The 19,233-nt window shown below is 66.0% G+C and carries 18 protein-coding genes and 1 tRNA gene; 9 read left to right on the forward strand and 10 right to left on the reverse strand.

Translation table 11 applies throughout. The annotated features are described in order from the left end of the window. Positions 1-8: 8 nt before the first annotated feature. Positions 9-1,520 carry an NADH-quinone oxidoreductase subunit M gene (locus ML342_RS06245; RefSeq protein WP_240126178.1) on the forward strand — a complete coding sequence of 504 codons (1,512 nt, stop codon included), beginning with the start codon at positions 9-11 and terminating at the stop codon, positions 1,518-1,520. A gap of 4 nt (positions 1,521-1,524) precedes the next feature. Beyond that, positions 1,525-2,988, forward strand: coding sequence for an NADH-quinone oxidoreductase subunit NuoN (gene nuoN, locus ML342_RS06250; RefSeq protein WP_240126179.1), 1,464 nt, complete (start codon positions 1,525-1,527; stop codon positions 2,986-2,988). A gap of 205 nt (positions 2,989-3,193) precedes the next feature. Here the strand turns inward: nuoN and ML342_RS06255 are convergent. The 3 genes from ML342_RS06255 to ML342_RS06265 form a co-directional block, all read right to left on the reverse strand. Then, positions 3,194-3,270: transfer RNA gene (locus tag ML342_RS06255), tRNA-Met, on the reverse strand. Between the two features lie 81 nt (positions 3,271-3,351). Continuing rightward, positions 3,352-5,961 (reverse strand): DNA mismatch repair protein MutS, encoded by a 2,610-nt coding sequence (mutS, locus tag ML342_RS06260; RefSeq protein WP_240126299.1) that lies wholly within the window; start codon positions 5,959-5,961, stop codon positions 3,352-3,354. Positions 5,962-6,074: 113 nt separating this feature from the next. Next, on the reverse strand, positions 6,075-7,583 hold the full coding sequence (locus ML342_RS06265) for a M20 family metallopeptidase (RefSeq protein WP_240126180.1): 1,509 nt from the start codon (positions 7,581-7,583) through the stop codon (positions 6,075-6,077). A 232-nt stretch (positions 7,584-7,815) separates the two neighbouring features. Between ML342_RS06265 and ML342_RS06270 the strand changes: the two genes are divergently transcribed. Together ML342_RS06270 and ML342_RS06275 are read left to right on the forward strand one after the other, a co-directional pair. After that, positions 7,816-8,178 carry a ComEA family DNA-binding protein gene (locus ML342_RS06270; RefSeq protein WP_240126181.1) on the forward strand — a complete coding sequence of 121 codons (363 nt, stop codon included), beginning with the start codon at positions 7,816-7,818 and terminating at the stop codon, positions 8,176-8,178. Continuing rightward, positions 8,175-8,810, forward strand: coding sequence for a HutD/Ves family protein (locus tag ML342_RS06275; protein WP_240126182.1), 636 nt, complete (start codon positions 8,175-8,177; stop codon positions 8,808-8,810). Before ML342_RS06270 ends, ML342_RS06275 begins: the two co-directional genes overlap by 4 nt. 155 nt (positions 8,811-8,965) lie before the next feature. Here the strand turns inward: ML342_RS06275 and ygfZ are convergent, their stop codons facing one another. Continuing rightward, complete coding sequence (gene ygfZ, locus ML342_RS06280; protein WP_439655175.1) at positions 8,966-9,817, reverse strand: CAF17-like 4Fe-4S cluster assembly/insertion protein YgfZ; 852 nt, start codon at positions 9,815-9,817, stop codon at positions 8,966-8,968. Between the two features lie 40 nt (positions 9,818-9,857). On the opposite strand from ygfZ, the gene ML342_RS06285 reads away from it, so the two are divergent. From ML342_RS06285 to ML342_RS06305, 5 genes are read left to right on the forward strand one after another with little or no spacing between them, the layout of a single operon-like run. After that, positions 9,858-10,046, forward strand: coding sequence for a DUF1674 domain-containing protein (locus ML342_RS06285; protein WP_439655176.1), 189 nt, complete (start codon positions 9,858-9,860; stop codon positions 10,044-10,046). Positions 10,047-10,097: 51 nt separating this feature from the next. After that, complete coding sequence (gene sdhC, locus ML342_RS06290; RefSeq protein WP_240126184.1) at positions 10,098-10,514, forward strand: succinate dehydrogenase, cytochrome b556 subunit; 417 nt, start codon at positions 10,098-10,100, stop codon at positions 10,512-10,514. Further along, complete coding sequence (gene sdhD / locus ML342_RS06295; RefSeq protein WP_240126185.1) at positions 10,511-10,915, forward strand: succinate dehydrogenase, hydrophobic membrane anchor protein; 405 nt, start codon at positions 10,511-10,513, stop codon at positions 10,913-10,915. Before sdhC ends, sdhD begins: the two co-directional genes overlap by 4 nt. Positions 10,916-10,922: 7 nt before the next feature. Further along, positions 10,923-12,710: a succinate dehydrogenase flavoprotein subunit gene (sdhA, locus tag ML342_RS06300; RefSeq protein ID WP_240126186.1), complete on the forward strand. Its 1,788-nt coding sequence runs from the start codon at positions 10,923-10,925 to the stop codon at positions 12,708-12,710. Positions 12,711-12,729: 19 nt separating this feature from the next. Then, the gene (locus ML342_RS06305) at positions 12,730-13,512 is read left to right on the forward strand and encodes a succinate dehydrogenase iron-sulfur subunit (RefSeq protein ID WP_240126187.1); all 783 of its coding nucleotides are present in this window, start codon (positions 12,730-12,732) and stop codon (positions 13,510-13,512) included. 63 nt (positions 13,513-13,575) lie between these two features. Here the strand turns inward: ML342_RS06305 and ML342_RS06310 are convergent, their stop codons facing one another. Genes ML342_RS06310 through cyoB form a run of 6 tightly spaced genes read right to left on the reverse strand, consistent with a single transcriptional unit; the run spans position 13,576 to position 19,229 of the window. After that, positions 13,576-14,124 (reverse strand): response regulator transcription factor, encoded by a 549-nt coding sequence (locus ML342_RS06310; protein WP_240126188.1) that lies wholly within the window; start codon positions 14,122-14,124, stop codon positions 13,576-13,578. Beyond that, positions 14,121-15,446, reverse strand: a complete 1,326-nt coding sequence (locus ML342_RS06315; RefSeq protein ID WP_240126189.1) for an ATP-binding protein — start codon at positions 15,444-15,446, stop codon at positions 14,121-14,123. The genes ML342_RS06310 and ML342_RS06315 overlap by 4 nt, the downstream gene beginning before the upstream one ends. Then, positions 15,433-16,161, reverse strand: a complete 729-nt coding sequence (locus tag ML342_RS06320) for an SURF1 family protein (protein WP_240126300.1) — start codon at positions 16,159-16,161, stop codon at positions 15,433-15,435. Before ML342_RS06320 ends, ML342_RS06315 begins: the two co-directional genes overlap by 14 nt. Before the next feature lie 14 nt (positions 16,162-16,175). Further along, a complete protein-coding gene (gene cyoD / locus ML342_RS06325; protein ID WP_240126190.1) occupies positions 16,176-16,562 on the reverse strand; it encodes a cytochrome o ubiquinol oxidase subunit IV in 387 nt (128 codons plus the stop codon). Beyond that, positions 16,559-17,215 carry a cytochrome o ubiquinol oxidase subunit III gene (gene cyoC / locus ML342_RS06330; RefSeq protein WP_240126191.1) on the reverse strand — a complete coding sequence of 219 codons (657 nt, stop codon included), beginning with the start codon at positions 17,213-17,215 and terminating at the stop codon, positions 16,559-16,561. The genes cyoD and cyoC overlap by 4 nt, the downstream gene beginning before the upstream one ends. Beyond that, positions 17,208-19,229: a cytochrome o ubiquinol oxidase subunit I gene (gene cyoB, locus ML342_RS06335; protein ID WP_240126192.1), complete on the reverse strand. Its 2,022-nt coding sequence runs from the start codon at positions 19,227-19,229 to the stop codon at positions 17,208-17,210. The genes cyoC and cyoB overlap by 8 nt, the downstream gene beginning before the upstream one ends. Positions 19,230-19,233: the final 4 nt, after the last annotated feature.

Raw genomic sequence — 19,233 nt, forward strand, 5'->3', positions numbered from 1 at the left:
CCGCAAGCGTGACCCACTGGCCCCTGCTCAGCCTTCTGATCTGGCTGCCGATCCTCGGCGGCGTGTTGACTCTGCTGGCCGGCAACCAGCGCCCGCAGCTGGCGCGCTGGACCGCGCTCGTCTTCGCGCTGCTGACTTTCCTGCTCAGCATCCCGCTGTTCACCGGCTTCGAGTACGGCAGCGCGGCGATGCAGTTCGTCGAGCAGCGGCCCTGGATTCCGGCATATGACATCCAGTACCACCTTGGCGTCGATGGCCTGTCGGTGCCGCTGATCGGCCTGACCACGCTGGTCGGCGTGCTGGTGCTGATCGGTGCCTGGGGCTCGGTAGAAAAGCGGGTGGCGCAGTATTTCGCCAGCCTGATGCTGCTGGAAGGCGCGATGGTCGGCGTGTTCTGCGCGCTCGATTCCCTGCTGTTCTACGTGTTCTTCGAGGCCATGCTGATCCCGATGTTCATCGTGATCGGCGTGTGGGGCGGCCCGCGCCGCATCTACGCCGCGCTGAAGTTCTTCCTGTACACCTTCCTCGGCTCGGTGTTCATGCTGGTCGGGCTGATCTACCTGTACCTGAAGGGCGGCAGCTGGCAGATCGCGGACATGGCCGCGCTGCCGCTGACCATGACCGAGCAGACCTGGCTGTTCTTCGCCTTTTTCGGCGCGTTCGCGATCAAGGTGCCGATGTTCCCGGTCCACACCTGGCTGCCGGATGCGCACGTGGAGGCGCCGACCGGCGGCTCGGTGGTGCTGGCGGCGATCATGCTCAAGATCGGCGGCTACGGTTTTCTGCGCTTCACTTTGCCGATCGTTCCAGATGCCGGGCATGCGTTTGCCTGGCTGATGATCGCCTTCAGCCTGATTGCGATCGTGTACGTCGGCCTGGTGGCGCTGGTGCAGGCCGACATGAAAAAGCTGATCGCTTACTCGTCGGTCGCGCACATGGGGTTCGTGATTCTCGGCACCTTCATCGCCTTTTCGCTGGTGCGCGACCAGCAGGCGATGGATGCGGCACGCCTTGGCCTGCAGGGCGCGATGGTGCAGATGGTGTCCCACGGCTTCATCTCCGGCGCGATGTTCTCCTGCGTCGGCGTGCTCTACGACCGCATGCACACGCGCATGATCAAGGACTACGGCGGAGTGGCCAAGGTCATGCCTTGGTTTGCGCTGTTCTGGGTGCTGTTTGCGATGGCCAACTCCGGCCTGCCGGGCACCAGCGGTTTCGTCGGTGAGTTCGTGGTCATCCTGGCCGCGTTCCAGCATAGCCCGCTGATCGCGCTGGCGGCTGCGCTGACCCTGATCATCGGCGCCGCTTATTCGCTTTGGCTCACCAAGCGCATCATCTGGGGCGACGTGGGCAATGCGCATGTCGCCGAGCTGAAGGACATTGATCTGCGTGAATGGATCGTGCTGGGCGTGTTCGCCGCCTTCACCCTGGCGCTGGGCATCGATCCCAAGCCGCTGACCGACCTGATGGAGCCTTCCATCGCGCAACTGGCGGGCCAACTCGCCGCGACCAAGCTTTGAGGACATGACGACGATGCAATCCACTCTCGCCATGCCGGCCGCCACCGAGCTGCTGCCGCTGATTCCCGAACTTGCGCTGGTGGGCTCTGCGTTCTTGCTGCTGATGCTGGATCTGTTCCTCAAGGACGGCCAGCGCGTGCTCACCCACGTGCTCTCGATCGTCACCCTGCTGGTGGTGACAGCGCTGATCCTCGCGGGTGTGGGCGGCGGTCCAGAGGCCTCCGTGCTCAACGGCATGTTTATCCGCGACACCATGGCCGACGTGCTGAAAGTCGTCACCTGCGTGATCTCCGCGGCCGCGCTGTTGTTCTTCTGGCCCTATCTGCGCGAGCGTGCCCTGTACAAGGGCGAAGTCTCGGTGCTGGTGCTGTTCGCCGTGCTCGGCATGCTGCTGCTGATCTCGGCCGGCAGCCTGGTGATGGTGTATCTGGGCCTGGAGCTGCTGGCGCTGAGCTCGTATGCGCTGGTGGCGATCGACCGCGACAGCCGCCTGGCTTCGGAAGCGGCGATGAAGTATTTCGTGCTGGGCGCGCTGGCCTCGGGCCTGCTGCTGTACGGCATGTCGCTGGTCTATGGCGCTACCGGCAGCCTGGACCTGGCCAGCATCCGCGAGGCCGCCCCGTCCGTCGCGCAGCCGACCCTGCTGCTGGCCGGCGTGGTGTTCATGCTGGCGGGCATCGCCTTCAAGTTCGGCGCGGCCCCGTTCCACATGTGGCTGCCGGACGTCTACCACGGCGCGCCGACGCCGATCACGCTGTTCATCGGTTCGGCGCCCAAGCTGGCTGCGTTTGCGATGGTCGTGCGTCTGCTGGGAGTGGGCGCCGCGCCTCTTGCGGGTGACTGGCAGCCAATGCTGGCGGTGCTGGCGGCGCTGTCGCTGCTGGTTGGCAACGTGGTCGCGCTGATGCAGACCAACCTCAAGCGCATGCTGGCGTATTCGACCATCTCGCACGTCGGCTTCCTGTTCCTCGGCCTGGCCGGCGGCGGCGCCGGTGGCTACGCGGCGGCGATGTTCTACGCGATCAGCTACGCGCTGATGGCGACCGCCGCGTTCGGTGCGATCGTGCTGCTGTCGCGGCGTGGGTTCGAGGCCGATGCCATCGACGACTTCAAGGGTCTGAATGCGCGCGATCCGTGGAGCGCCGGCATGGTGCTGTGCGTGATGGCGTCGCTGGCCGGCATCCCGCCGTTCCTCGGCTTCTGGGCCAAGCTGGCGGTGCTGCGCGCGGCGCTGGATGGCGGCATGCTGTGGCTGGCGATCACCGGCGTGGTGTTCGCGGTGATCGGCGCGTTCTACTACCTGCGCGTCATCAAGGTCATGTACTTCGACGAGCCGGTGGGCGAGGCGATGCGTCCGCGCGATGATCGCCTGCTGCGCGTGGTGTTCGGCGTGAACGCGCTGGTGCTGCTGGCGCTGGGCGTGTTCTGGAACCCGCTGATGGCCTGGTGCCAGGCCGCGTTCGTCTGATCGCGCGTCGGGCTTTCCTGCAATCGATCACGGGGCGCACTTCGGTGCGCCCCGTGCGTTTGGGCGGGACGCCAGATGCGTGGTGGTGGGGCAGAAGACCGGCGCTGAGATGCAGGATGCCAGCGGCGAGCTGGCGAGAGGCGCGAAAGCACAAACGAAAACGGCGATGCGGTTGCCCGGATCGCCGTTTCGTTCGTGCCGAATGTGGTAGCGGGGGCAGGATTTGAACCTGCGACCTTCGGGTTATGAGCCCGACGAGCTGCCAGACTGCTCCACCCCGCAGCAGAGTCGGTAAGTATAGCAGGGATGCAGAATCGCGCAAGCCCTTCTATGTGTCTGTTGCGTTGCCACCGCCGCTTGCGGCTATAGCAGCGCTTTCAGCCGATACAGGGCCTCCAGTGCCTGGCGCGGCGTCAAGTCGTCGGGATCCAGCGCGGCCAGCGCCTCCAGCGCCGCAGTGGTGGGCGGAAACAGGCCGAACTGTTGGGGCTGATCCAACGCAGGGGCCGCCATCGGCGTGGCTGGAGCATTCCGCTGCTGGGCTTCGAGTTCCGCCAGGCGCGCGCGCGCCTGCTGCAGGACGGTTTTCGGCAGGCCGGCCAGCGCCGCCACCTGCAACCCGAAGCTGCGGTTGGCCGGCCCTGGACGCACCGCGTGCATGAACACCAGCCTATCGCCATGTTCGATCGCATCCAAATGCAGATTGGCGATGCCGCTGCCAGGCTCGGCGAGGGTCGTCAGTTCGAAGTAGTGGGTGGCAAACAGGGTGTAACTGCGATTCACCGCCGCCAGTTGGCGCGCCACGGCGTCGGCCAGCGCCAGGCCGTCGTAGGTCGAGGTGCCGCGGCCGATCTCGTCCATCAGCACCAGCGAATGCTCGGTGGCGTGATGCAGGATGTAGGCAGTCTCGCTCATCTCGACCATGAAGGTGGATTGCCCGCGGGCGAGATCGTCGCCGGCGCCGATGCGGGTGAGGATGCGGTCGATCGGGCCGATCTGCGCCCGTGCCGCCGGCACGAAGCTGCCGATGTGGGCGAGCAGGACGATCAGCGCGTTCTGGCGCATGAAAGTGCTTTTGCCGCCCATGTTCGGGCCGGTGATGACGTACATCCGCGTGGTTTCATCGAAGATGAGGTCATTCGGCTCGAACGGCGCCTCGCGCAGCGCCTCGACCACTGGATGACGCCCGCGCTCGATCACGATCCCGGGCGCCTGGCGCAGCTCCGGACGAGCCCAATCCAGCGTCTGCGCGCGCTCGGCAAAACACGTCAGCACGTCGAGTTCGGCCAGCGCTTGGGCGCAGCGACGCAGAGGTTCCAGTGTCTCGTTGAGGCGATCCAGCACCCCCTCATACAGCAGTTTTTCGCGCGAGAGCGCGCGCTCGCGCGCGGAGAGCACCTTGTCTTCGAACGCTTTGAGCTCCTCGGTGATATAGCGCTCGGCTCCGGTCAGGGTCTGGCGCCGGGTGTAGTGCATCGGGGCCTTGTCAGTCTGGCCTTTGCTGATCTCGATGTAATACCCGTGCACCCGGTTGTAGCCGACCTTGAGATTGGCGATGCCGGTCGCAGCGCGCTCGCGCGCTTCCAATTCCACCAGGAACTGGTCGGCATGGGTGGACAGGCGGCGCAGTTCGTCCAGCTCGGCGTCGAAGCCGTCGGCGATCACGCCGCCGTCGCGGGCCAGCAGCGGCGGTTGCGCGACGATCGCGGCCTGCAGGTAGGCGGCGCTGTCGGCATGTTCACCGAGCTCCATGCCGAGCGTCTGCAGCCGCGGCGAATCCAGCGCGGCGAGCGCATGCCGAATCCGCGGCAGCAGCGCGAGCGCATCGCGCAGGGTGGACAGATCGCGCGGCCGCGCGCTGCGCAGGGCGACCCGCGCGAGGATGCGCTCGACATCGCCAAGGCCCCGGAAGATCTCGCGCAATGCGGCATGCGCGTCGCTCTCCAGCAGGGTCTGCACGGCGTGATGGCGTTCGCGTAGCACCTGATGATCGCGCAATGGGCGATGCAGCCAGCGCCGCAGCAGGCGCCCGCCCATTGGCGTCACGGTGCTGTCCAGCACGCCGAGCAGCGTGGCGCGGCTGTCGCCATCGGCCCGTGAATCGAGCTCCAGATGGCGGCGGGTGGCGGCGTTCATGGCGATCGCCTCATCGCCAGACTCCAGCGCAATGCTGCGCAGATGTGGCAAGCGCTGCTTCTGGGTTTCCTCGACATAGCCGAGCAGCGCGGCCGTGGCCGCGATCGCCAGCGGGCGGGTTTCCAGACCGAAGCCACTGAGATCGTGCACGCCGAAGAACTGCAGCAGCTGGCGGCGGCCGCTGTCAGGGTCGAACAGCCACGGCGCGCGCCGGCGCAGGCCGCGGGATTCGAGTATCCACGTCGGCCAGCCATCGTCATCGGCGATCAGCAGCTCGGCGGGCTGCAGGCGTGCAAGCTCGGCTTCCAGCGCATCCTCGCCCGTCACTTCGTTTGCGCGCAGGCGGCCGCTGGCGAGATCGGCCCAGGCCAGGCCGTAGCTTCGGCCCTTGCTGGACGGACCGCCGCGGCTGATCGCCAGCAGCAGGGTGTCGCGGCGATCGTCCAGCAGGGCTTCGTCGGTCACCGTACCCGGAGTGACGATGCGCACGACCTTGCGCTCCACCAGGCCTTTGGCCTGCGCTGGGTCACCGATCTGCTCGCAGATGGCCACCGATTCACCCAGCGCCACCAGCCGCGCCAGATAGCTTTCATAGGCATGCACCGGCACCCCGGCCATCGGAATCGGCTGGCCGGCCGATTGCCCGCGCTGGGTCAGGGTGATGTCCAGCAGCCGCGCTGCCTTGCGGGCGTCGTCATAGAACAGCTCGTAGAAGTCGCCCATGCGGAAGAACAGCAGCACATCCGGATGCTCCGCCTTGGCGGCGAAGTACTGCTTCATCAGCGGAGTGTGTTCGGCGGGCTTGGCGGCGGCAGCGGCAGCGGGATCGACAGGCATGGGCTGATACGGGCAGGCGGCCGCGAGATATCGCATGCCGTGGCCCGATTGTAGAAGGATGTCGCGGCGGGAGGGCGCCGCCGCGCCGCGCGGGCGCGGCGGGGCAGGATCAATCAGCAGCAGGCATGCCGAGTGCCGGCGTAGGCATTGCCGGCGGCGACGGGCACGCCGTTGGTTTCGCCGCGCAGGCTGGCGGCATGGTGCGCGGACACCACCCGCGCCACGCAGGCGGTGACCGCCTTGCCCATCGGAATGTGCAGGAACTCATTCGGGCCGTGCGCGTTGGAATGCGGGCCCAGCACGCCGGTGATCATGAACTGCGCGCCCGGGAACTTCTCGCCCAGCATGCCCATGAACGGGATGGTGCCGCCTTCGCCCATGTACATCGCAGGCTTGCCAAAAAAGTCCTGGCTGGCCTGCTCGATCGCCTGCTCCAGCCACGGCGCCATCGGCGGGGCATTCCAGCCGGTGCTGGCTTTCTCCAGATGGAGGCTGACGTGGGCGCCGTAGGGCGGATCCCGCAGCAGGGCTTCCTGCAGCAGTTCGCCGGCGCGTTTGCCATCCAGCGTAGGCGGCAGACGCAGGCTGAGCTTGACTGCCGTGAACGGGCGCAACACGTTGCCGGCGGAATCCAGTGGCGGGATGCCGTCCACGCCGGTGATCGACAGCGCCGGGCGCCAGGTGCGGTTGAGCACCAGCTCGGTCAGGTCGTCGCTCATCGGCACCATGCCGGACAGCAGCGGGAACTTGTCGTACACCGCGTTGCCCAGCACTTCGGCCACCTTCTGCGCCTGCGCGCGGCGTTCGGCCGGGATCTCCACGTACAGCCCGTCGAGCAGGATGCGCCCGGTGTCTTCGTCCTCGATCCTGGAGAGCAGATCGCGCAGGATGCGGAAGCTGGAGGGCACGATCCCCGAGGCATCGCCGGAATGCACGCCTTCCGACAGCACCTTCACGGTGAGATTGCCGCCGGCCAGCCCGCGCAGCGAGGTGGTGCACCACAGCTGCTCGTAGTTGCCGCAGCCGGAATCCAGGCAGACCACCAGCGAGGGTTTGCCGATGCGATCGGCCAGGTGGTCCACGTAATAGGGCAGGTCATAGCTGCCGGATTCCTCGCAGGCCTCGATCAGTACCACGCAGCGCGCGTGGGCGGCGCCTTGCGCCTGCAGCGCCATGATCGCGGTTAGCGAGCCGTAGATCGCGTACCCATCGTCGGCCCCGCCGCGGCCGTACAGGCGATCGCCCTGCAGCACCGGGAGCCAAGGCCCTTTGTCGGCATCCCAACCGGTCATTTCCGGCTGCTTGTCGAGATGACCGTACAGCAGCACGCAGTCATCGTCGCGCCCGCCGTTGGCGGCCGGGATGTCGATGAAGATCAGCGGCGTGCGGCCCTCCAGGCGCACCACTTCCACCTGCATGCCCGGGATCGGCTGCGCCTTGGCCCAGGATTCCATCAGCGCCACGGCCCGGTCCATATGGCCGTTCTCCACCCAGTCCGGGTCGAACATCGGCGATTTGTTCGGAATGCGGATGTACTCGATCAACTGCGGAACGATCTCGACATCCCATTGGCGATCCACGAAGGCGCGCAGGGCGTCGATATCGACGTGAGGGCTAGACATGCGGGAGTCCACTCAGAGAGTCGTGAATCTTCTGATTGTACGCCCCGGCTCCGGGCGGCCGTGAGAAGCGTGTCGCGGGATCAGATTTTTCCTACCCCACATACCGGAAAACCTCCGATGCGGACCGAGATGCCGCCCGATAGGCTGCTGATGTCCCGCCGCGCACGCTATGCACACCGGGACGCGGTATGCGCTCCGGCAAGGAAGCCCACCACCTTTGAGGAGTACCGTCATGAAATCTCTGTTTTCCCTGCTGTCCGCGCTGGTTTTGTGCGTCGCGCTGGCCGGCAGCGCATTCGCCGGCGAGACCGTCAACATCAACACCGCCGATGCCGCCACCCTGGATCGCGTGCTGGTCAACGTCGGTCCGGCCAAGGCGCAGGCGATCGTCGATTACCGCAAGGCCAATGGCCCCTTCCGCAGTCCGGAGCAGCTGGCGATGGTCAAGGGTATCGGCCTGAAGACGGTGGAAAAGAACCGCGACCGGATTTCGGTGGGCGGTGCGCGTCCGTTGACCTCTGCGGCTCAGCCGGCCGGCGGGGCCAAGCCAATCGCCAAGCCAGCGGTCAAGCCGGCGCAGGTGGTGCGCCGGTGAGCGCCGATTGCGCCTGCGACGGTGCCGTGACGGCGGGGCAGGACGCCCCGCCGTGCGGCGTGCGCATCCTGCGCGCGTCCGAGTACCGCCGCATGCGCTGGAAGAACGGGGCTGGCTGGACCTCGGAAGTGCTGCGGATGCCGGAGCGCGAGGACTGGGACTGGCGGCTGTCGCTGGCCGAGATCGACCAGGACGCGCCGTTCTCCGCGTATCCCGGCATGGAACGCTTGCTGGTGCTGCTGCAGGGCGATGGCATGCGGATCGTGTTCGAGGATGGGCGTACCCAGGAGTTGCGTTTGCCGTACGGGGTGCTGCGCTTTTCCGGAGACCGTGCCGTTCGTGCCGAGTTGCTGGGTGGGCCGTGCCGAGATTTCGGCTTGATGTGGAAGCGCGGACATCTGGATGTCCAGCTTTGGCATCGGCCGCTCACGGGTTCGATGGTGCTGTTCGCAGGCCGGCGTGAAACCTGGCTGCTGCACTTGCTGCAAGGGCAGGCCCGACAGCAAATCGCAGCGACGGATGCGGTGATGCACGCCGGCGACACCCTGGTTCTGGAGGGAGGCGAGGCCATCAGCCGTCTGGCGCTGTCAGGTGAAGGCGCGGCGCTGCTGGTGCGCATCACCCGGTTGTGAACGCGCTTCTTGGCAGTTGGAGGCGCATGCTTGTCTGGAGCGTTTTTGGGCGGTGTGGCAGGACGCGACACCACCGGCGGCACAGGGACGTGCCGCGTTTTTTCGGGGGGGGGCTTGCGGCGGGTTCTCGGCCGTCGCCCGTCGGACGGCCCGGATCAGCGCGCCAGCCCACCCGCCAGCGAGCGCTCCTGCAGCGGCTGGCCATCCTGCGTTTGCAAAAGGCCGGCCGCGCGCTCGTGCGGCAAGACGGCAAGGGCGGTGCGCTCTACGCAAGAGACGATGGTGCCGAGCGCTTGTCCCGCGAGTAGCACATCGCTGCCGACCGCCAGCGGCGCATCGGCCTCCAGCAGCGCCAGCCCGCGCTTGGCCTGGCCCAGGAAGTGGGTGCGCGCCACGATTTCCTGTCCTGGATAGCATCCTTTCTTGACGCTGAAGGCGCGCAGCCGCTCCAGTGAAAGCTGCTGCGGCGTCCAGAGTTCGGCCTGCGAGCGCGGCAGGCGGGGCAGGCCGTGGATCAGGTCAGATGCATCCCACTGCGCACGCGCGGCTGCGTCTTCGGTCGCGGGCGCGCCGATCATCAGCGTGCGCGCGCCGGCATCGCCGCTCATATCCAGTTCGAACCATGTTTGCGTCGGCTGCGCAAAGCGATTGCCTGCAGCCTGCGCGGGTGCGATGAACCGGCCAGCGACGTCCAGCGCAGGCAACGAAAACGAGACTTTGCTGCGAAACACGTAGCGCCGCAACGCTTCGGCCAGCGGGGCGGGATCTGCGTCCGGCAGCAGCAGCCAGAGCGTTTGCGGGTCCAGCCGCAGCAGAGCGAACAGAACGATCACCCGGCCTTTTGCAGTCAGCCAGCCGTTCCATTGCCACTGCCCATCGGTGAGCAGGGTGAGGTCGTTCATGAACTGCGCCTGCGCGAATGCCAGCGCATCCTGGCCGGTGATGGCCAGGATCCGGTGGTCCGGCAGACGGAAAGCATGAGCGGCGGCGTGCGGCTTGTTGTCCATTGCTTGGCAGGCGTAAACTTGCGGAATCGTGAATACGTCGATCATAGGCCAATCCCCGGCACCGCCTGCATCCACGCCCGTTGCGCCTGAACCGGCTACCGAGGCCGTGGCTGCGGCGCCGAAGCATCCGGCCGAGCGTCCCGACCGTATCGAGATCGGTGGTCGCGGAGGTCTGGATCCTACCCGTTACGGCGACTGGGAAAAGAACGGCCGCTGCATCGATTTCTGACCCACCCGTCGTCATGCGGCCTTGGCCGCCCAGCCCGGAGAACGCACCAGCATGGCTGCTTCCGATTCCGAACCGCGCTTTCGCCAGCGCCCGCTCTCGCCGCATCTGCAGATCTACCGCTGGCAGGCGCAGATGGCCTCCTCCATCCTTCACCGCATCACCGGCGCGATTCTTGCCGTCGGGGCCCTGGCTTTCGTGTATGGCTTGATGGCGCTGGCCGGCGGCGTGCAGCGCTGGGCTGCCTTCACCGAATGCCTGGGGTCGCCGTTGGGACGGGTACTGATGGCTGGTTTCAGCTGGGCCCTGGCTTACCACCTCATCAACGGCATCCGCCACCTGCTGCAGGATGGCGGCCTGGGGTTTTCGGTTCCCGATTTCGTGCGCAACAGTTGGATCTCGATCATCGGCAGCGTGGTGCTGGCGGCGATTGGCTGGGGCGTGGTGCTGTCGCACTGGGGGCAGGCATGAATACGGGCATGAATGGCGGTATGGAGATGCGGACTCCACTCAAGCGTGCGCGTGGACTTGGGTCCGCCAAAGACGGCACGCACCATTTCATCTGGCAGCGCGTCACCGCGATCGCCACCGGCCTGTCCGGCCTGTGGCTGCTGGGCATGCTGCTGGCCCTGCGCAGTGCTGATTACGCGGTGATGCATGCGCTGGTGGCCGATCCGGTCAATGCCGCCGTGCTGGTGGCATTCCTGCTGGGCATGTTCTGGCATGCGCGGCTCGGCCTGCAGGTGATCGTCGAGGATTATGTACACACCCCGCTGACCGCCACCCTGGCGCAGCTGGCCATCCTTTTCGTCTGTGCGCTGGCGGCCATTGCCGGCGTGCTTGCAGTGCTGCGCGTCGCGCTCGGGAGCTGATCTCAAGATGCCTGCTTACAAGATTCAGGAACACAAGTTCGACATGGTGGTGGTCGGTGCCGGCGGCGCCGGCCTGCGTGCCACGTTCGGTCTGGCCCAGAAAGGGTTGCAGACTGCATGCTTGACCAAGGTTTTTCCCACCCGCAGCCACACGGTGGCGGCGCAGGGCGGCATCTCTGCCGCGCTGGGCAACATGGGTGAGGACGACTGGCGTTTCCACTTCTACGACACCATCAAGGGCTCCGATTGGCTGGGCGACCAGGACGCCATCGAGTACATGTGCCGCGAGGCGATTCCGGCGGTGATCGAACTCGAACATCAGGGGGTGCCGTTCAGCCGCACCGAGGACGGCAAGATCTACCAGCGCCCGTTCGGCGGTATGACCACCCACTACGGCAAGGGCATCGCCCAGCGTACCTGTGCCGCCGCCGACCGCACCGGCCATGCCATTCTGCATACGCTTTATCAGCAGGCGCTGGCGCACCAGGCGCAGTTCTTCATCGAGTACTTCGCGCTCGACCTGATCATGGATGAGGAGGGCGTCTGCCGCGGTGTGCTGGCTCTGAATATGGCCGAAGGCACCCTGCATCTGTTCCGCGCGCACGGCGTGGTGCTGGCGACCGGCGGGTATGGGCGTGCCTATTTCTCCGCGACCTCCGCTCACACCTGTACCGGCGACGGCGGCGGGATGGCGCTGCGCGCCGGGCTGGGATTGCAGGACATGGAGTTCGTGCAGTTCCATCCGACCGGCATCTATGGCGCGGGCTGCCTGATCACCGAGGGCGTGCGCGGTGAAGGCGGCATCCTGCGCAATGCCAACGGCGAGCGCTTCATGGAGCGCTACGCGCCGAACGCGAAGGACCTGGCCAGCCGCGACGTGGTATCGCGCTCGATGACCATCGAAATCCGCGAGGGTCGGGGCGTTGGTCCGCTCAAAGATCACATCCATCTGGATCTCACCCACCTCGATCCAAAAGACATCCACGAGAAGCTGCCGGGCATCGCCGAGAGCGCCCGCATCTTCGCGGGCGTGGATGTCACCAAGCAGCCGATTCCGGTGATCCCGACCGTGCACTACAACATGGGCGGCATCCCCACCAACTACCATGGTGAAGTGGTGCAGCTGAAGAATGGCGACCCCGACGCGGTGGTGCCTGGCCTGTACGCGATCGGCGAGGCCGCCTGCGTGTCGGTGCACGGGGCCAACCGCCTCGGCTCCAACTCGCTGCTGGATCTGGTGGTGTTCGGTCGCGCGGTGGCCAATCGCTGCGCCGAGACCATCAAGCCGGGGGCGCCGCACAAGCCGCTTCCGGCAGATGCCTGCGACAAGTCGCTGGCGAATCTGGATCGCCTGCGGCATGCCGATGGTGACCTCCCCACCGCCAAGATCCGCCTCGACATGCAGCGCGCCATGCAGCGCGATGCCGCGGTGTTCCGCACCGGTGAGACCCTGGCCGAGGGTGTGAAGACCATCCGCGAGATCCATGCCAGCTTCGCCGATGTGAAAGTGTCCGACCGTTCGCTGGTGTGGAACTCGGATCTGATCGAGACCCTGGAACTGCAGAACCTGCTGGGCCAGGCGTTGGTGACGATCGTCTCCGCCGAAAACCGCAAGGAGTCACGCGGCGCACATGCGCGCGAAGACTTCCCCGAGCGCGATGACGAAAACTGGCTCAAGCACACCATTTGCTGGGCCGACGAAGCAGGCAACACCCGCATCGACTACCGCCCGGTGCACATGTACACGCTCACCGGCGACGTCGAAGTGGTGCCGCCGAAGAAGCGTGTCTATTGATTCCGGGAGACGAAACTCCATGGCTGAATTCACCCTCCCGAAGCACTCCAAGATCCAGCCGGGCAAGCATTTCCCGGCGAAGGACGCCAAGCAGCCGCGCACCTTCAAGATCTACCGCTGGAATCCGGACGATGGCGCGAACCCGCGCATGGACACTTATGAAGTGGACATGGCGGCATGCGGCCCGATGGTGTTGGATGCGCTGATCAAGATCAAAAACGAGATCGATCCAACCCTGACCTTCCGCCGCTCCTGCCGCGAGGGCATCTGCGGCTCCTGCGCGATGAACATCGGTGGCACCAACACCCTGGCCTGCATCTGCGCGGTCGAGGACGTGAAGGGTAAGGAAATCAGCATCTACCCGCTGCCGCACATGCCGGTGGTGAAGGACCTGGTGCCGGATCTCACCCATTTCTACGCCCAGCACGCCAGCATCCGCCCGTGGCTGCGCAGCCAGACTCCGCCGCCGCCGGACCGCGAGCGCCTGCAGAGCAAGGAAGACCGCGCCAAGCTGGATGGCCTATACGAATGCATCCTGTGCGCCTGCTGTAGCACGTCCTGCCCCAGCTACTGGTGGAATGGCGAGCGCTACCTCGGCCCGGCGATCCTGTTGCAGGCCTACCGCTGGATCGTGGACAGCCGCGACGAGGACACCGGGGCGCGCCTGGACGAGCTGGAAGATCCATTCAAGCTCTACCGCTGCCACACCATCATGAACTGCGCGCGCACCTGCCCGAAGGGGCTGAACCCCGCCAAGGCGATCGCCGAGATCAAAAAGCTGATGCTGGCGCGCAAGGTCTGAGCACCGAGTGCTGCCTCGGCAAGGCCGTCGCCTTCACCGGCGGCGGCCTTTGCATTTCTGTCCTTACTTGACATGCCGTTTTTCCAGCTTGCGTGCCAGCGTGCGCCGATGCATGCCGAGCTGACGCGCGGCTTCCGAGATGTTGAAGCCGGTGGCGGCCAAGACTTCGTGGATGTGCTCCCACTCCAACGTCTTGATCGAAGTCTGGCGGCTTCCCAGCGCCGCATCCGGATCGCCCTGCTCGCGCGCGAACGCCGCTTCGATATCGTCGGTATTCGACGGCTTGGCCAGATAGTGGCGGGCGCCGAGTTTGATCGCTTCCACCGCAGTGGCGATGCTGGCGTAGCCGGTGAGCACCACGATCACGATGTTGGGGTCGTGGGCGTGCAGGGCCTTGACGCAGGTCAGCCCCGAACTGCCACCCGCCAGTTTGAGATCGACCACGGCGTGGGTGGGGGAGAACGCATCATCGGCCAGCATGGCCTGCAGCGCTTCCAGGCTGGGCACGGTGCGGACCTCGTAGCCGCGGCGTTCGAACGAGCGGGCGAGCGTGCGCGCGAAGGAGGCATCGTCTTCGATCAGCAGCAGCTTGCGAGCACTGGCTTCGGTCATGGGGCCTCCGAATCGTGAGTCACGGCCTGCAGGGGGATGCGTATCTGTACACGCGCGCCGCCTTCGGGCCGATTGCTGGCGCTGATCTTGCCCCCCAGGGTGCGCGCCACGTTCATCGACAAGAACAAGCCCAGGCCGCGCCCGGGCGTCTGCTTGCTGGAAAGATAGGGGCTGCCCAGGCGCTCGAGTACCTCCGGCGGAAACCCCGGGCCCATGTCCTCCACGGTGAATACCAGGGTATCCGACCCCAGGGTAGCGGTCAGCGATACCTGGCCGGGCGAGGCTTCCTGTGCGTTGTCGAGCACATTGAACAGCATTTGCTGCAGGCCCGGATCTGCGATGATGGTAATGCCCGGCTGCAGCTGGTTGTCCAGGGCCAGCCGGTCCTGGGTGCGCTGGCGCCATTCCTGGGCCAGGGTGTCTACGTATGTGCGCAGATCGGTCAGGTGTGGCGCCTCTCCACGGGGTTCACCGGCCGATTGCAGGATGCCGCGCACGATGGCTTTACAGCGCAAGACTTGCGCCTGCATCTCGACCACGTCGTTCAGCAGCTCAGGATCGGACGTGAAGTGCGGCAGGTGCTGCCAGTCGCCGAGAATCACGGCCAGGGTGGCCAGCGGGGTGCCCAGCTCATGCGCGGCGCCGGTGGCCAGCAGGCCCATTCGCACGATGTGTTCCTCCTCGATTGCGCGCTGACGCAGCGCGGCCAGGCGCGCGTCGCGGGCGCGCAGGATCTCTCCGATCCGGCCCATGAACACCACCAGCAGCGCGGCCACCAGCACGAAGCACAGCAGCAGGCCCTGCACATAGCGGTCAGCCAGGCCGGCATCGGGATGCGCGGCCAGGCGCACCGGGCTTGGAGTCAGGGCCAGCCACAATAGACAGGAGCTGGTCACCGCCACCATCAGCCAGCGCGCGCGCGGGCGCAGCAGAATCGCTGCCAGCACGACCTGCAGCAGGTACAAAAACACGAACGGGTTGGCGATGCCGCCGGCCAAATGCAGCAGGATGGTCAGGGCAGCGGCATCCACCAGCAGCGACAGCAGCAGGTGGCGCTGGCGGACGTGGTGCAGACGCCGCCAGTACAGCGGCGCGGCGAGGTTGAACAGGCACAGCCCGGCCAGCACCAGCAGCATCGGCGCCAGCGGCAGGCGAATGTCCATGCCGAAGTGCACGACCAGGATCGCCAGCAGCTGGCCGCCGATCGCGATCCAGCGCAGCTGCTGCAGCTGCTGCATGTTCTTGCCGCGTGCCGTGTCGCGCCAATCCGCGCGGCGATGGCCACGATGGTAGGACGCGCGGGTGGGATCAGGGGCTGCCATCAGGGGCATGGTGCCGCATTTGGCGCTGCTCGGACAGCAGGCGCCAGACGCCCCATAGCGCCATGCCTGCGAGCACGAACCAGGTCAGCGCGTACTGCAGGTGCTGGTTGCGGAAATGAATGACCGTCAATCCGCCGCGTGGCCAGCCGGAAGGCTCGTCGCTCGCCTCGGCGTCCACAAAGTAGGGCGCGACGTTGCGCAGGCCCCGCGTCTGCGCGATGGCGGTCACGTCACGTGAGTACCAGCGATCCTCGGCGGGTCGGTTGACGCGCAGGAATCCGCCGCCCGGTTCGCTGATGCGCAGCAGGCCGCGTACCTGGACCAGGCCGGAGGGAGGCGGCGGGGGGCGCAGCCCTTGCGGCACGAAGCCGCGATTGACCAGGATCAGCGTCCCATCGGCCAACTGCAGCGGGCTCAGCACCCAGTACCCGGCGCCGAGTTCGGTGGTGGCTTGGGTCAGGGTGTCTTTTCCCTGCAGATAGCGGCCTTGCAGCGCCACATGTCGATATTCGTCGCGCTCTGCACTCACGCGGGGCCATGCGGCGGGAGCCGGAGGAGGCGCGGGCGGGGCATGCACGCGCTGCTCGACCCGTGCGATCAGCGCACGCTTCCAGTGCAGGCGCTGCACCTGCCAGATTCCCAGCGCGATGAAGCCGATGCCGCAGACGGCCAGAAGCGCCAGTAACGCAATCCGGCCGCAGCGATTTGCGTGCATCGGCAACCCCCGCGTCAGTCCACCATCTGCGCGCCGTGCGCGCTCATCGGCATCATGTTGGCGTTCATGTGGTACATGACCCACAGGGTGCCGGCCAGCAGGATCACCACCAAGATCACGGTGAAGATCACCGAAAGCAGGTTCCAGCCGCCTTCCGAACGGGCGTCGAGGTGCAGGAAATACACCATGTGCACCAGGATCTGCACGACCGCGAACGCCACCAGCACGATACCGGTGATGGTCGCGCTGGGAATGACCTTGTCCATCACCAGCCAGAACGGGATCGCAGTCAGGATCACCGACAGCAGAAAACCGGTGACATAGCCGCGCAGGCTGAAATGAACGTGCGGGGCGCCGTGGTCGTCGTGGTGCTCGTGGGAGGAATGCGGATGTTGGCTCATTGCAGCACGCCCATCAGGTAAACGAAGGTGAACACGCCGATCCAGACCAGGTCCAGGAAGTGCCAGAACATCGACAGGCACAGCAGGCGCCGGCGGTTGGCGCTGGTCAGGCCGAAGCGGCCCACCTGCACCAGCATGGTCAGCAGCCAGACGATGCCGAAGCTGACGTGCAGGCCGTGGGTGCCGACCAGCGCGAAGAACGAAGTCAAAAACGCGCTGCGCTGCGGGCCTGCGCCCTCGTGGATCAGGTGCAGGAACTCGTAGAGTTCCAGGCTCACGAAAGCCGCGCCGAGCAGGCCGGTGACCGCCAGCCAGCCGAGCACGCCGCGCTTGCTGCCGGCCTGCATTGCGATCATCGCGAAGCCGTAGGTGATCGACGACAGCAGCAGCAGCGCGGTGTTGACTGCCACCAGCTCGAGGTCGAACAGCTCGGCGCCGGAGGGACCAGCGGCGTAGCTACGGCCGAGGACCCCGAAGGTCGCGAACAGGCAGGCGAAGATGAGCAGGTCGCTCATCAGGTAGATCCAGAAGCCCAGCAGCGAGCCGTTCTCCGGATGGTGCTGCCCCTTCAGGTCGAGAAAGGCCGCAGTGGGGTCGGCCGGACGGCCGCTCGCGGGCAGCAGGGTCGCGTCAGAGAGGGTTGCGTCAGACATGGGCGTTGGCAAGTTGCTGGGTGCGCGCAGCTTCGGTCGCGGCCACTTCGGCGGCCGGAATGTAGAAGTCGCGCTGGTAGTTGAAGGTGTGCACGATGGCGGCGCCGACCAGGGCCACGAACGAGGCGATCGCCAGCCACCAGATGTGCCAGACCAGGGCAAAGCCCAGCACCAGGCTGATCGCAGCCAGCACCACGCCGGCGGCGGTGTTCTTGGGCATGTGGATCGGCAGGAAGCCGCTCTGCGGGCGCTTGTAGCCGTGCTGTTTCATGTCCCACCACGCATCGTTGTCGCGCACCACCGGGGTGAAGGCGAAGTTGTAGGCCGGCGGCGGCGAGGAAGTGGACCATTCCAGGGTGCGGCCATCCCACGGGTCGCCGGTGACGTCGCGCAGCTGCTCGCGCTTGCGGAAGCTGACGAACAGGTTGAGCAGGAACGCGGCGATGCCGAATGCGATCAGCAGCGCGCCGAACGCGGCCACGATGAACCACGGCTGCAGGCTGGGGTCGTCGAAGTGGCTCATGCGGCGGGTGACGCCCATCAGGCCCAGCACGTACAGCGGGGTGAACGCGAACCAGTAGCCCAGGAACCAGAACCAGAACGAAACCTTCCCGAGGAATGGATCGAGCTTGTAGCCGAACGCCTTCGGGAACCAGTAGTACATGCCGGCGAACACGCCGAACACCACGCCGCCGATGATCACGTTGTGGAAGTGCGCGACCAGGAACAGCGAGTTGTGCAGCACGAAGTCGGCCGGCGGCACCGCCAGCAGCACGCCGGTCATGCCGCCCACGGTGAAGGTCACCATGAAGCCGATCGTCCACAGCATCGGCACCTCGAAGCGGATGCGGCCGCGGTACATGGTGAACAGCCAGTTGAACATCTTCGCGCCGGTCGGGATCGAGATGATCATGGTGGTGATCCCGAAGAACGAGTTCACGCTGGCGCCCGAGCCCATGGTGAAGAAGTGGTGCAGCCACACCAGGTACGACAGGATGGTGATGCACACGGTCGCGTACACCATCGAGCTATAGCCGAACAGGCGCTTGCCGGTGAAGGTGGACACCACTTCGGAGAACACGCCGAACAGCGGCAGGATCAGGATGTAGACCTCGGGATGGCCCCAGATCCAGATCAGGTTCACGTACAACATCGGGTTGCCGCCGAGGTCGTTGGTGAAGAAGTTGGTGCCGATGTAGCGGTCCATCGTCAGCATCGCCAGCACCGCGGTCAGCACCGGGAAGCTGGCCACGATCAGGATGTTCGAGCACAGCGAGGTCCAGGTGAACACCGGCATCTTCATCAGGCTCATGCCCGGCGCGCGCATCTTGATGATGGTCACGATCAGGTTGATGCCCGACAGCGTGGTCCCCACACCCGCGATCTGCAGCGCCCAGATGTAGTAGTCCATGCCTACGTCGGGGCTGTAGTCGATCCCAGAAAGTGGCGCCATCGCCAGCCAGCCGGCCTTGGAAAACTCACCCACGAACAGCGAGATCATCACCAGCATCGCGCCGGCGGTGGTCATCCAGAAGCTGAAGTTGTTCAGGAACGGGAATGCCACGTCGCGCGCGCCGATCTGCAGCGGTACCACGTAGTTCATCAGCCCGGTGATGAACGGCATGGCCACGAAGAAGATCATGATCACGCCGTGCGCGGTGAAGATCTGGTCGTAGTGATGCGGCGGCAGATAGCCGAGGTTGTCGCCGAAGGCGATCGCTTGCTGAGCGCGCATCATCAGTGCGTCGGCAAAGCCGCGCAGCAGCATCACCAGACCCAGCACCATGTACATGATGCCGATCTTCTTGTGGTCGATGCTGGTGGCCCAATCGCGCCAGAAGGTGCCCCACAGGCGGTATTTGGTCATGAGCGCCAGCACCGTCAACGCGGCGAGGCTGGCACCGATGAAGGTCGCGACCAGGATCGGCTCGTGATACGGGATCGCCGCCAGGCTGAGCTTGCCCAGCCAGGGCGAGACGCTGGCGTAGGGATCGGGGGAAGGGGTGGGGGTCATGATC

It is taken from the genome of Thermomonas alba, from assembly GCF_022419205.1.
GTDB lineage: Bacteria > Pseudomonadota > Gammaproteobacteria > Xanthomonadales > Xanthomonadaceae > Thermomonas > Thermomonas alba.

Excerpts from the sequence above, each read along its gene's own strand:
- ML342_RS06305 (WP_240126187.1), top strand. The coding sequence starts at position 12,730 with ATGGCTGAATTCACCCTCCCGAAGCACTCCAAGATCCAGCCGGGCAAG.
- sdhA (WP_240126186.1), top strand. The coding sequence starts at position 10,923 with ATGCCTGCTTACAAGATTCAGGAACACAAGTTCGACATGGTGGTGGTC.
- cyoD (WP_240126190.1), bottom strand. The coding sequence starts at position 16,562 with ATGAGCCAACATCCGCATTCCTCCCACGAGCACCACGACGACCACGGC.
- ML342_RS06320 (WP_240126300.1), bottom strand. The coding sequence starts at position 16,161 with ATGCACGCAAATCGCTGCGGCCGGATTGCGTTACTGGCGCTTCTGGCC.
- ygfZ (WP_439655175.1), bottom strand. The coding sequence starts at position 9,817 with ATGGACAACAAGCCGCACGCCGCCGCTCATGCTTTCCGTCTGCCGGAC.
- ML342_RS06310 (WP_240126188.1), bottom strand. The coding sequence starts at position 14,124 with ATGACCGAAGCCAGTGCTCGCAAGCTGCTGCTGATCGAAGACGATGCC.
- cyoB (WP_240126192.1), bottom strand. The coding sequence starts at position 19,229 with ATGACCCCCACCCCTTCCCCCGATCCCTACGCCAGCGTCTCGCCCTGG.
- nuoN (WP_240126179.1), top strand. The coding sequence starts at position 1,525 with ATGACGACGATGCAATCCACTCTCGCCATGCCGGCCGCCACCGAGCTG.
- sdhD (WP_240126185.1), top strand. The coding sequence starts at position 10,511 with ATGAATACGGGCATGAATGGCGGTATGGAGATGCGGACTCCACTCAAG.
- cyoC (WP_240126191.1), bottom strand. The coding sequence starts at position 17,215 with ATGTCTGACGCAACCCTCTCTGACGCGACCCTGCTGCCCGCGAGCGGC.
- mutS (WP_240126299.1), bottom strand. The coding sequence starts at position 5,961 with ATGCCTGTCGATCCCGCTGCCGCTGCCGCCGCCAAGCCCGCCGAACAC.
- ML342_RS06270 (WP_240126181.1), top strand. The coding sequence starts at position 7,816 with ATGAAATCTCTGTTTTCCCTGCTGTCCGCGCTGGTTTTGTGCGTCGCG.
- ML342_RS06315 (WP_240126189.1), bottom strand. The coding sequence starts at position 15,446 with ATGGCAGCCCCTGATCCCACCCGCGCGTCCTACCATCGTGGCCATCGC.
- sdhC (WP_240126184.1), top strand. The coding sequence starts at position 10,098 with ATGGCTGCTTCCGATTCCGAACCGCGCTTTCGCCAGCGCCCGCTCTCG.
- ML342_RS06265 (WP_240126180.1), bottom strand. The coding sequence starts at position 7,583 with ATGTCTAGCCCTCACGTCGATATCGACGCCCTGCGCGCCTTCGTGGAT.